12 protein-coding genes are annotated in these 11,620 nt (G+C 44.1%); 11 read left to right on the forward strand and 1 reads right to left on the reverse strand.

Going from position 1 to position 11,620, the window contains the following annotated elements; translation table 11 throughout:
* Positions 1-51: 51 nt before the first annotated feature.
* The gene (locus K1X84_01755; GenBank protein ID MBX7150335.1) at positions 52-513 is read left to right on the forward strand and encodes a hypothetical protein; all 462 of its coding nucleotides are present in this window, start codon (positions 52-54) and stop codon (positions 511-513) included.
* A gap of 38 nt (positions 514-551) precedes the next feature.
* Here the strand turns inward: K1X84_01755 and K1X84_01760 are convergent, their stop codons facing one another.
* Positions 552-1,466, reverse strand: coding sequence for a LysR family transcriptional regulator (locus K1X84_01760; protein ID MBX7150336.1), 915 nt, complete (start codon positions 1,464-1,466; stop codon positions 552-554).
* Positions 1,467-1,583: 117 nt separating this feature from the next.
* Here K1X84_01760 and K1X84_01765 point away from each other — a divergent pair, with 117 nt between their 5' ends.
* The 10 genes from K1X84_01765 to K1X84_01810 all read left to right on the forward strand — a co-directional run bounded on the left by K1X84_01765 (position 1,584) and on the right by K1X84_01810 (position 11,620).
* Positions 1,584-2,141, forward strand: a complete 558-nt coding sequence (locus K1X84_01765; protein MBX7150337.1) for a DinB family protein — start codon at positions 1,584-1,586, stop codon at positions 2,139-2,141.
* A gap of 226 nt (positions 2,142-2,367) precedes the next feature.
* Positions 2,368-2,883: a hypothetical protein gene (locus K1X84_01770; protein ID MBX7150338.1), complete on the forward strand. Its 516-nt coding sequence runs from the start codon at positions 2,368-2,370 to the stop codon at positions 2,881-2,883.
* Between the two features lie 22 nt (positions 2,884-2,905).
* Entirely contained in the window at positions 2,906-3,613 is a 708-nt protein-coding gene (locus tag K1X84_01775) for an RraA family protein (GenBank protein MBX7150339.1), read from the forward strand.
* Complete coding sequence (locus tag K1X84_01780; protein MBX7150340.1) at positions 3,613-5,073, forward strand: amino acid decarboxylase; 1,461 nt, start codon at positions 3,613-3,615, stop codon at positions 5,071-5,073. Before K1X84_01775 ends, K1X84_01780 begins: the two co-directional genes overlap by 1 nt.
* A gap of 11 nt (positions 5,074-5,084) precedes the next feature.
* Positions 5,085-5,630 carry a pyridoxamine 5'-phosphate oxidase family protein gene (locus K1X84_01785; protein MBX7150341.1) on the forward strand — a complete coding sequence of 182 codons (546 nt, stop codon included), beginning with the start codon at positions 5,085-5,087 and terminating at the stop codon, positions 5,628-5,630.
* A gap of 33 nt (positions 5,631-5,663) precedes the next feature.
* Entirely contained in the window at positions 5,664-8,045 is a 2,382-nt protein-coding gene (locus tag K1X84_01790) for an ABC transporter permease (protein MBX7150342.1), read from the forward strand.
* A 14-nt stretch (positions 8,046-8,059) separates the two neighbouring features.
* Positions 8,060-8,674, forward strand: a complete 615-nt coding sequence (locus tag K1X84_01795) for a LysE family translocator (protein ID MBX7150343.1) — start codon at positions 8,060-8,062, stop codon at positions 8,672-8,674.
* Positions 8,675-8,827: 153 nt separating this feature from the next.
* On the forward strand, positions 8,828-9,412 hold the full coding sequence (locus K1X84_01800; GenBank protein ID MBX7150344.1) for a YceI family protein: 585 nt from the start codon (positions 8,828-8,830) through the stop codon (positions 9,410-9,412).
* 54 nt (positions 9,413-9,466) lie between these two features.
* On the forward strand, positions 9,467-10,570 hold the full coding sequence (locus K1X84_01805) for a hypothetical protein (protein MBX7150345.1): 1,104 nt from the start codon (positions 9,467-9,469) through the stop codon (positions 10,568-10,570).
* Between the two features lie 12 nt (positions 10,571-10,582).
* Complete coding sequence (locus K1X84_01810) at positions 10,583-11,620, forward strand: leucine dehydrogenase (GenBank protein ID MBX7150346.1); 1,038 nt, start codon at positions 10,583-10,585, stop codon at positions 11,618-11,620.

Below are 11,620 nucleotides of genomic sequence, written 5' to 3' on the forward strand. Positions count from 1 at the left end.
CCTTATATTAAAATGAATTTTTAAAGTCATTTTCATTTAAGGAGCTTTTTTATGCGTATGGTATTTTTATTTCTAATTAGTGTCTTGCCCGTGTGCGCCCAGGAAAAAATGACGGTTAACGATCTGGCTTGGTTGGCGGGTTGCTGGGACGGTAGTACAGACAAAAAAGAAGCGACGGAACAATGGATGAAGCCTGCCGGTAATGAAATGTTCGGTATGAGTCGTACGGTGCGTAATGGGAAAGTCACTGAGTTCGAATTTTTACACATTCACCAAAACGAACAAGGCGAGATTTTTTACACAGCGAAACCTTCGGACCAAAACGAGGCATCTTTTAAGCTAATCAAAAAATCGGGAACAGAAATTATTTTTGAAAACCCTGATCACGATTTCCCGCAACGGATTATTTACCGTCTGGAAAAAAACGGTTCATTGAAAGCACGCATTGAAGGAAAAAATGAAGGAAAAGAAATGGGAATCGATTTCCCGATGAAGAAGATGAAGTGTGAGTGAGAAAAAGTTTGTTTAAAATAGGCAGCTTGCTGTTTCTCTCATTTTCCTTTTTTCTGCTGTTTGGCCGGCTTTGAAAAAGAAACGATTTCACTAATAAACGCTTCGATATAGCGCGGCATCGGTCCGTTCGGCAAAACCGCCGCGCTCCACTGCCGGACAACGCCGGATTTGCCTAATCTTACAGCTACAAGACTGCCGTTGTCCACATGCGGCTTCGATGCCCATGTTGCCATCACTCCTGCGCCTAACCCCGCTTTGACAAATTCAATGATCGCTTCGGTCAATTGAATGTGCGAAATATTTTTTGGATACACACCTGCCGGAATCAAAACCTCTTGAAACAAATGACTGTCCTTTTCGGGAACGTTGTATAAATACAACGGCTCGTCTTCCAATTCTTTCAATTCAATATATTTGCGTTTCGCCCATCGGTGTTTTGGAGAAACGATTATTTTCAATTCGTCTTTAAATAAAGGACGACGGATCAGTCCGTCGTTTTTTTGGCTGTGCACAATAGCGACGTCAAGTTTGCCTTCCTGCAACGCTTTGATCGGATGATGCGTTGCTTCAACGATAATTTTGACGTCCACATTCGGAAATTCTTTCTGATATTTCCGTAAAATTTCCGGCAACCAGTGATAACAAGTATAACACTGCGTGCTGAGCCGGATAGTCCCGGACTCACCTTTCACCATTGCGTGAATCTGGCGGTTGACCGATTCGAGTTCACGCATTACGGCCGTAGCCGATTGAAGTAATTTTTCTCCCGCCGGCGTGAGGATCATTTTTTTATTCGAACGTAAAAATAATGCCACGTCAAGCCGCTCTTCAATATCCCGTAATTGATGGCTCAAGGCCGATTGCGTAAGATGCAAAGCCTGACCTGCCTTGGAAAGGCTTCCTTCCTGTGCCACTGTTGCAATGAGTTTTAAATGCCTTACTTCGATATCCATAAATGGCCATTTTTATATATATGAGCAATATTCATTGATTTGATGAAAACAATGAGTATAACTAATATATACAAAACACGTTATATTAGTCAAACAAAAAATATGAAAGGAAACATCATGCAGGATCAAAAACATTCATTCCCAACAGTATATCAATCGATCAATACCTCACACTTACTAGAAACTTTTTCAGCGGCTCCCGAACGCTTGCGAAAAGCGATCGATGGCTTAACAGACAATGATATGGCGGCGCAACTACGACATGGAAAATGGTCGATCAAGCAAATTATTTTTCATCTTACCGATTCAGAGACTGTAGGTTTTGTCAGAGTCAAATTGGCTTTTGCCCAGACTGAAGCTTTGTTTCCGGGATATAACCAAGAGAGTTGGGTTAAGGAATTTGGCTATCAACAGAAAGACAGGAAAGCGCTGAATGATGTGATCCAACTTTTTGAACTGCTCCGTTCGTTTACGAGTTCTGTTTTTCGGACGTCCACAGGCTCAGATTGGACCAAAACCGGTAACCATCCTGAATTTGGAAAAATGACTCTCAGGAACTTACTCGAGCTTTATGCTGATCACAGTGAGCGGCATATCGGTCAAATTCTGGAAATAAGAAAATTATTAAGTAAGGAGATAAAGTTACCCTTACTGCTGGAACAAAGACTTTATTGAACGGCGTATAAATTCGTTTCGTGATTATACAATTATAAATTGTCAATTGTCGTTATATTTAAATCGTCAAGAGCTTACAGATATTTGGTTTGTTTTTTTGATAAAATTGGATTAGTCCAATATTTAAAATTCTTATGTAGACCTTTCGATCATCGGGAACTTTGATAAAAGCGACCGCGTTGAAGCGTTACAATCCTTGCAGTACGACACACCAAAAAGGCTTACGATGAATAAAACCGAAAGTGTTTTTTTAAAATTACTCGATGATAAAATTTATCATCCGGCAACAGTCCGAGTGATCGATGAAATTGCCGAGCGTGTTGAACAGCAATTGCTCTCAAATGAAAAATCATTGATGGCTTGGGAGCCGGTGCCGTTAGACGTCTATGGTTCACTACCTGATCTCATCCGATCGAGTTGGGTATTTATTTTACGGGCAAATGCCGACACCGGCGCAGAACGTCATCCCAACAGTCACCAACGCGCTCTATCGTATCGTGGTTTCGGAAGTTTTCGTATCATGGAAAATGACTTATGGGTTTCTCATTCCATTGTCGATCAACGCGAGAAGCCTATTGACGAACGCTGGGTCTCGATTCCGGTCAATGGCTGGCATCATCCGATTGCCGGCTCTGAAAATTGGGTGATCGTATCGTTCCACACGGTCCTCGCAGAAGAACTTATTGAAGAGCGCATGGTCGACAACGACCCGTCAAAAACCCATCAACAATTATATTTATAAAAATAAAATAGGCGGAGAAACCATGACTGGAAAAATTTTACACGATCACTTCAAAAACCTTTCAACGCCGTTGATCACGGATGCATGTCTGCGTTTGAAGATTCCTCTTCGCGTAGCTCCGGCCGGGATCAAGTCGGTTTTGCCGGGAGTAAAATTGGCCGGTCGGGTTTTGCCTGCGCGCCATTATGGAAGTGTGGATGTATTTCTCGAAGCGCTCGAAAACGCCGATCCCGGCGATGTTTTGGTGATTGACAACAAAGGACGGAGCGATGAAGGGTGTATCGGCGATCTGACCGCGCTCGAGGCACAAGCTGCCGGCACAAGCGGTATAGTCATTTGGGGAACGCATCGCGATACGGCGGAATTAAAACAAATTGGATTCCCGATTTTCAGTTACGGCGCTTTTCCGTGCGGACCGCAAAGGCTTGATGCGCGCGAACCTGAGGCGCTTATTAGTGTACAATTTGCCGCCGAATTTGTCACGCGCAACGATGCGGTATTCGCCGATGAAGACGGCGTTGCTTTTGTCGAATGGTCAAAACTCGAATCTGTTCTGAAGACAGCCGAATTGATCTTTACCAAAGAGCGCGCTCAAGCCCTCGATATTCAAAAAGGAAAAACATTACGTGAACAATTGCAATTCCGTCAATTCCTGAACCAACGGAATGCCGATCCCACTTTTACTTTCCGCAAACATTTACGCAGTATACAAGGAGCAATCGAAGAATAATGGAAACACCTTTACACGAACAGCATCCGCTCGATCCGCAAGATTGGTCGTCATTTCGCGCGACCGCGCATCGTATGGTCGATGATATGATCAATTGGTTACAGACTATTCGCGAAAAGCCGGCCTGGCAAAAACCTCCGGCCTCCGTACAACAAGCAATTAATGAACCGCTTCCGCAAACGCCTAAACCTCTCGATCAGGTTTACGACGATTTCCTAAAACTCGTCGCGCCGTACAACAAAGGCAACATCCATCCTCGTTTCTGGGGGTGGGTAGAAGGTTCGAGTGTTCCCGCAGGCGTTTTGGCTGAATTTTTGGCATCGTCGCTCAATCCTAATTTAGGAATCGGCGATCATTCGCCAATTTACGTCGAGCGTTGCGTCATCGATTGGTGTAAATCAATGATGGGATTTTCCGAATCGGCGAGCGGTCTGCTCGTCAGCGGTGCAACGACGGCGAATCTCACCGGTCTTGCCGTAGCTCGTAATCATGCACACAACCAGATTCGCCAAAAAGGCCTGCATAGTCTTGACCAACAGCTTACATTGTATGCGTCGGTTGAAACACACAGTTGCGTTCAAAAATCCATTGAATTGCTCGGTCTCGGCGCCGAATCGTTGCGTAAAATTCCCGTCGATAAAAATTACCGCGTTCTTTTACCCGAATTGCGTGCAGCCATTCGCGAAGATCGCGATAAAGGTTTTTTTCCGTTTTGCATTGTAGGAAATGCCGGAACGGTTAATACCGGATCAATCGACCCACTGAGCGATCTTCTTGCTATTGCGCGCGAAGAAAAACTCTGGTTTCATATTGACGGTGCGTTCGGGGCATTTGCATACCTGGATCCTGAATATCGTGAACAACTTTATGGAATGACGCAAGCCGATTCACTGGCTTTTGATTTACACAAATGGATGTACATGCCGTACGAGGCTGCCTGTATTCTTATTCGCGACGTGACGGCTCACCGCAATTCGTTTCATATTATGCCGTCGTATCTCGTCAAACACGAAAGCGGAATTGCGGCTGGCCCTGATTCTTTCAATCATTACGGTATTTCATTGTCCAAAGGTTTTACCTCACTCAAAATCTGGATGTGCCTGAAAACATATGGCCTGCAGGCATTTGCAGACACCATCAAACAAAATATCGCTCAGGCACGTTATCTCGCTCAACAAATCGAACGCGAGCCTTTGCTCGAATTAATGGCGCCGGTTGCGTTGAACGTTGTATGCTACCGGTATTGTCCGAAAAATTATCCAGCCGACCGCCTGAACGATTTAAATAAAAAGATTGTCATGACCTTGCAAGACCGCGGTATTGCTGTTCCAACGAGTACCATATTGAATGGCCATTATGTCATTCGCGCCGCCATAACCAACCATCGCAGCCGTTGGGACGATTTTGATATTCTCGTGAAAGAAACAATTCGGATTGGCAACGAAATGGTAAACGGATAATTGGGAGTACTATGGAGAAAACTTCGCTGACGCAGGTTCGACGCCGCGATCGCAATATTGCCGACGAATCGTGGATTCGTCAAAAACTTACTGCAGCGCCCTCAGGCGTTGTGGCTGTGTCCAATAACGGTCAACCATACATTCACGCCAATCTATTTATTTATGATGAAAAGCAGAACGTCATTTATTTTCACACATCGGCCATGGGACATCTTCGACAATGCGTCGAAAGCAATCCCAAAGCCAGTTTTATGATTTTTGAAATGGGCCGATTGATCGCCGGACCGCGCGCATTGGACTTTAGTGTGGAGTACGCCAGTGTAGTTGTATTCGGAACGGTGACTATCGTTCAGGAACAAGCGGAAATCATGGACGTGCTTCAGCGGTATTTTTCCAAATATGCTTCGGACATTCCTTCCGACCATATCGAGCCGTTTACCTGGGAAGACGCAAAAAAAACGACCGTTTACAAAATGCATATCGCCGAATGGAGCGGAAAAGAACATCGCGAGTCGGATGATCATCCGAACGCTTTTTATTATAAAACCGCTAAATAGCTAATATTCAATTTTTTTGAAAAAAGAGGTCGTATGTTTAAGAACTATTTCAAGATCGCGTGGCGCAATTTACTCAGGCATAAAGGATATTCGCTCCTCAATATCAGCGGGCTTTCCGTTGGAATTGCCTGTTGCTTATTGATTGTAATGTACGTGATTGATGAATTAAGTTATGACAAATTTCACGTCAATGGCGACCGCTTGTATCGCGTGAGCATGAGTACAACCGTAACCGGCAAAACCGACCGCAATGCGGCCGTACATTTTCCGGTCGCTCCCCTCTTGCGCGGTTACCCGGAGGTTGAAGAAACGGCGCGATTAGTCGACTACCGATTTATAGGACAAATCCCAGTATTGCAATTCGGCGATAAAAGCTTTTATGAAGAAAATTTCTTCTATGGTGATTCGACTATTTTTAAAGTATTGACGCTCCCGCTTCTGCAAGGCAATCCCAACGCACTTTACGAGCCTAATACTGTTGTAATGACACGGGAAATGGCTAAAAAATATTTCGGTGACAACAACCCGCTGGGTCAAGTGCTGCGCCTCAACGGGCTAAAAGATTTGAAAGTGACCGGTATCTTAGCGCCGTTTCCAGGTCCGACGCATTTAAAAATTGACTTTATTGCGTCGATGTCTAGCATCGCTAACTCGGGCTTTACGGGTCCTGGATTCGATTTTAATAATTGGATTATTAATTTTTACTGGACCTACGTACTTTTCAAAACGCCTTCTGATGCAGCCTTACTTGAATCGCAATTGCCCGATTTCGGCAAGCGTTACCTTCCAGACCTGCATCAGAAAAACGGAACGCAATTACATCTTACCAAGGTTTCAGATATTCACTTGAGTCCCGGAAATGACGGGGAAATCACACCGTGCGGTGATATAACGTACGTATACATTTTTTCACTTGTAGCAATTCTAATTTTGTTTATCGCATGTATCAATTTTATGAATCTTGTAACCGCACGATCCGCAGGGCGCGCTAAAGAAATCGGACTTCGAAAAGTTGCCGGTGCGTTGCGAAAACAATTGATCGGACAATTTCTCGGCGAATCGATTCTATTGACCGTATTGTCGGCCTTCATTGCTTTGTTCTTGATCGAAGGCCTGACGCCGATGTTTAATCAATTAACGGGAAAAACATTAGCGATGAATTTTGAACCGTGGTTGGTATTATCTTTACTGGCCGTAATTGTTGTTGTTGGCTTGGCTGCAGGAAGTTATCCCGCATTTTATTTTTCCAATTTTCAACCGGCGCAGGTTTTGAAAGGAACGTTTAAAACAGGTGGCAAAGGAGTTCTGCTGCGTAAAATACTGGTGATATTGCAATTTTCCATTTCTATAGCATTGATCACATGCACCATTATCGCACAACATCAATTATATTTTATTCAAAATAAAAAACTCGGATTTGAAAAAGAACAATTGGTCATCTTACCGATTCGTGGAAGCATATTGGGTCAAAAATACGCCGAATTCAAGAATCAATTGCTCCAGCATCCAGGCATTGTGAGTGTCAGCGGATTGTCCGACAAAATCGGTACGGGCGTTAATTTCACCGGCTTCTTCGTTGAAGGCCAGGATGAAATGCAGTTTATTTCACAAACGCGCATCAGCCATGATTTTATAAAAACGTACGGGCTGCGCCTGGTCGAAGGCCGTGACCTGATTGAAGGCAGCGCAACCGACAGTGCATCGGGATATATTGTCAATCGCGCTTTTTTACGGCAATACGGCTGGGAAACCGGCGTCGGTAAACGTGTCAGATTTTTCCGGAGTACGGTTGAAGGACAGATCGTCGGCGTCGTCGAAGATTTTCATTTCCAATCACTCCATACACCGGTTGCGCCGATCGTCATGCGTATAGGGAATACCTCTTTTCTTGCCGTCAAAATCCGCCCGGAAAATATGCGCGAGACCATTAGCGTGATCGAATCCGCCTGGAATCGCTTTGAACATGACAAACCGTTCACATTTCATTTCCTCGATCAGGCTATCAATGATCTTTACAAATCGGAGCAGAAACTCAGCATGTTAATAGGAACTTTTTCCGGATTAGCGATTCTTATAGCTTGCCTTGGATTATTTGGATTGGCATCATTTACAGCCGAACAGCGAACGAAAGAAATCGGTATCCGAAAAGTTCTTGGCGCTTCCGTCGGCGGCATTGTATTCATCATGTGCAAAGAGTTTTTAAAATTCGTTTTGATCGCCAACATCATTGCTTGGCCGGTCGCTTATTTGGCTATGAATATGTGGCTTCAGGATTTTGCCAGCCGGATTGACATTGGACCATCCGCTTTTATTCTCGCGGCTGTTTTTGCTCTGACCATTGCATTGGTTACAGTAGGATACCAAGCAATTAAAGCAGCTTTAAGTAATCCTTTGAAATCAATTAAATATGAGTAATATTTAATTTATCCATGGAAAACTATCCTGTATTTTTGCTCGTGGCCGCAACGGCAGTTTTTAACCCCGGTCCGGGCGTAACGCTGACATTGACTAACTCGTTGCGATACGGATTACGCCATACGCTTGGCGGGATTGCCGGTATTGCTTTTGGCGGCTTGATCATGGCCATAGTTTCAGCGACGGGCTTGGGTCTATTGATGGCCACATCGCAACACGCATTGTCCGTTTTGAAGCTTACGGGCTCAGCTTATCTTATTTTTCTAGGTATAAAAATGTGGAGAAAATCTCCGGACGCGAACGACGAAAATGAAGTTTTGCGCACGGGAATTCAAAAACGTTTTGCCGAAGCATTCTGGCTCCAACTTTCCAACCCGAATGCGATTTTGTTTTTTATTTCGGCTTTCCCACAATTCATTGATCCCGCATCGCCGTATATCTTTCAATTTTCCATCCTTTCGTTTACGTATTGTTTGATGGTATTGATCATTCATACGATCTACGCGCTTACCGCACGCACTGCAAAAAAATGGTTGTCCTCACCCATTGCCAGCCACAGAATCAATCAAGCCGGAGGGATTGTGTTGATTGTTTTTGGTTTAATTCTTGCTTTCCAATCGCAGGTATGACCAAAATTGGGTAATGATTTTTACATGAAAATCATAGTAATTCGAGGCGTGGAATTACCCGAAAATCACCTTCAAAAAGCGAAACTTTAAAATCCATTATCGTATTACCGCCATTCCTTATAAAATCAAATCCCAAACATCGAGGAGGCGTGTATGTATACGATCCGTTGGATTATATTTTCGCTATTGACGATTTCATTACAGGCACAAACCACGTGGATTATTGACGGTTCCCATTCAAACGTTGGTTTTACCGTTACGCACTTGGTTGTTTCCGAAACTTCCGGCCGGTTTAACAAATTTGAAGGACAAGTTACTGCACAGAAAGAAGATTTTTCTGACGCACAAGTTACAATAAAAATCCAGGTTAAGAGCATCGATACGAATAATGAGCGCCGTGACAAACATCTTGTTTCTGAAGATTTCTTTTTCGCCGATCAATATCCCGAGATTACTTTTATCAGCAAATCCTTCCAAAAAATCAAAGATGGCGAATATCTGATCAACGGCGACTTGACGATGCGCGGCGTAACCAAGCCGATCGAATTGAAGGCACGTTACAAAGGTCAAGTGAAAATGGGCAACAACCGAATTAAAGCCGGATGGACAGCAGCCGGTTCGCTCAATCGATTTGATTATGGTCTTAAGTGGAACGAGCTGATGGAAACCGGCAGCATGATGGTCGGCGAAACCGTACAATTACAATTCAATATTGAGTTAGTAACCACAACTAGCTAATTGAAGATGATTGACTTGTAGTGTCAGAAGAAACGATATTAAATCGGAGGTGTTATGAAGTTATGGATTCTAACCACTTTTTTGCTCGGCTCATCATTGTCAGCTCAATCGATGGGTCAAAAATTTTATTCGATCCTTCCGAAAGCGACCGATGCTTCGATTCATAAATTGATCGAACAAAATGGCGGAACGCCAATTATCGAAAACGATACTGTCTTATTTCTGGCGAAGTCACTCAATGGCGAACGTCCCTTCATGATTGCTGATTTCAATCAATGGGATACGACTCGCGGATGGATGCTGCCGGTCAATGGTACGGATTGGTTTTTTCGGTTTGATAAAGTCGCATCGGATGCACGAATTGAATACGCCTTCAAATACGGTAGCGGAGAAAAAATCGATGAGTATAATCCCAAACGTGTCCTGAGTTTTGATGTTGAGACATCCGAATTCAAAATGCCGGGATTTAAAAACTCACGATTGATCCGATACGACGATTATCGGCTACGGGGAACTTTGAACAATGATTCCATTTACAGTTCTATTTTTAAAAACAAACGTGCGGTTACTATTTATGAGCCCAATGGTTATCAAGCGGGAAAATCTTACCCGGTTATTTTATTCAAAGACGGTACACCCTACCTCCAGCGAATGAAAGTTCATCAAATTCTTGACAGTCTGATTACGGCCAAGCTCATTCCACCGGTAATCGGCTTATTTACAAATCCGAATTCACGTCGAATCGAGTACATGAGCAATGGAGACTATCGGAAATATATCGTCGAAGAATTGTTGCCTTACTTTGAATCTAAATACAAAGCATCTGAATATTCGGCCGTAGGCAGTTCACGCGGCGGTTTAGCAACGGCAGATCTGGTATTGAATCATTCCGATATTTTCAGTAAATGCGTTGCCATCAGCCCGGCTTTTCGTCCCGTAGAAATTGCCGATCAATGGATTAAGCTTAAACCAAAATTTAAAAAAGTCATCGTTATAGAATCACGCTATGATGCCGACTGGCTTCCCGATGCACGGGCTTGGGTCATGGCCTTGCGCGCAGCCAATACGCCTTTCGAGTATTGGGAAATTCCTCAAGGTCACAATCAGGAAGCATGGATGGACATAATGGATGAAGCGCTGATCAGATTGTTTAAATAAAACGGGATTACTATGGATTTATCATTTTATGAAATCATTCAGACAATGGGACATGAACAGGTCTTGATTTGTCAAGATCTTCATGAAAATTACTGCGCCATATTTGCACTTCACAACACACGGCTGGGCCCGGCGATAGGAGGAACGCGATTGTGGAGATACGATCGCTTTGAAAATGCGATGACCGATGCTTTGCGTTTATCGCGCGGTATGACTTACAAATGCGCGATGGCGGGAATTCCATTCGGTGGAGGTAAATCCGTCATTATTGCTGATGGTAATACAATCCGGCGAGAACCGATATTTAAGACGCACGGCAAATTTGTTGAACGGCTGGGAGGGCATTATATTACGGCTGAAGACGTGGGAACGTCACCGGCCGATATGGCTTATGTGCGTACGGAAACCCGCCATGTTGCCGGATTGGCGGAACATTCCGGCGATCCGTCACCTTGGACCGCCAAAGGCGTCGTCTATGCCATGAAAGCTGCGGCCCGATTTCGTTGGGGAAATGATGAACTCAGAGGAAAAATTATTGCCATTCAAGGTTGTGGCCATGTCGGATATTATTTGGCAAAAGAATTACATTTTCTTGGAGCAAAATTGATCGTGACGGATATTGATCAGGCGAAGATCGATCGGTGCGTCAAAGAGTTCGATGCTATTGCCGTTAAGCCTGACGCTATTTATACGGCGCATGCCGACATCTTCGCACCCTGTGCACTGGGTGGAATCATTAATGAAAAAACCCTCCCGCAATTGCGCGTAGAAATTGTCTGCGGAGCGGCCAATAATCAATTGCAAGAACTGCAGCATGGCCAGTTGATTCATCAGCTTGGCATAGTCTACGTTCCGGACTATATTGCCAATGCCGGCGGTATAATCAACGGTTGCCGTGAAATGTTGGGCTGGGAATTGGATCGGATGTTGAAAAAACTTGAAGGCATTTTCGATACGACTTTACGGATTTTGAACACGTCGCAAAACGATCATATTCCTCCTCAGAATATCGCCGACCAAATGGTCGAGAAAATGCTAAACAGCCGCTAA

The sequence above is a fragment of the bacterium genome (assembly GCA_019695335.1).
GTDB lineage: Bacteria > CLD3 > CLD3 > SB21 > SB21 > JABWBZ01.

Bases quoted from the DNA above. Each gene is read 5' to 3' on its own strand.
- K1X84_01755 (MBX7150335.1), top strand. From the start codon at position 52: ATGCGTATGGTATTTTTATTTCTAATTAGTGTCTTGCCCGTGTGCGCC.
- K1X84_01760 (MBX7150336.1), bottom strand. From the start codon at position 1,466: ATGGATATCGAAGTAAGGCATTTAAAACTCATTGCAACAGTGGCACAG.
- K1X84_01765 (MBX7150337.1), top strand. From the start codon at position 1,584: ATGCAGGATCAAAAACATTCATTCCCAACAGTATATCAATCGATCAAT.
- K1X84_01770 (MBX7150338.1), top strand. From the start codon at position 2,368: ATGAATAAAACCGAAAGTGTTTTTTTAAAATTACTCGATGATAAAATT.
- K1X84_01775 (MBX7150339.1), top strand. From the start codon at position 2,906: ATGACTGGAAAAATTTTACACGATCACTTCAAAAACCTTTCAACGCCG.
- K1X84_01780 (MBX7150340.1), top strand. From the start codon at position 3,613: ATGGAAACACCTTTACACGAACAGCATCCGCTCGATCCGCAAGATTGG.
- K1X84_01785 (MBX7150341.1), top strand. From the start codon at position 5,085: ATGGAGAAAACTTCGCTGACGCAGGTTCGACGCCGCGATCGCAATATT.
- K1X84_01790 (MBX7150342.1), top strand. From the start codon at position 5,664: ATGTTTAAGAACTATTTCAAGATCGCGTGGCGCAATTTACTCAGGCAT.
- K1X84_01795 (MBX7150343.1), top strand. From the start codon at position 8,060: ATGGAAAACTATCCTGTATTTTTGCTCGTGGCCGCAACGGCAGTTTTT.
- K1X84_01800 (MBX7150344.1), top strand. From the start codon at position 8,828: ATGTATACGATCCGTTGGATTATATTTTCGCTATTGACGATTTCATTA.
- K1X84_01805 (MBX7150345.1), top strand. From the start codon at position 9,467: ATGAAGTTATGGATTCTAACCACTTTTTTGCTCGGCTCATCATTGTCA.
- K1X84_01810 (MBX7150346.1), top strand. From the start codon at position 10,583: ATGGATTTATCATTTTATGAAATCATTCAGACAATGGGACATGAACAG.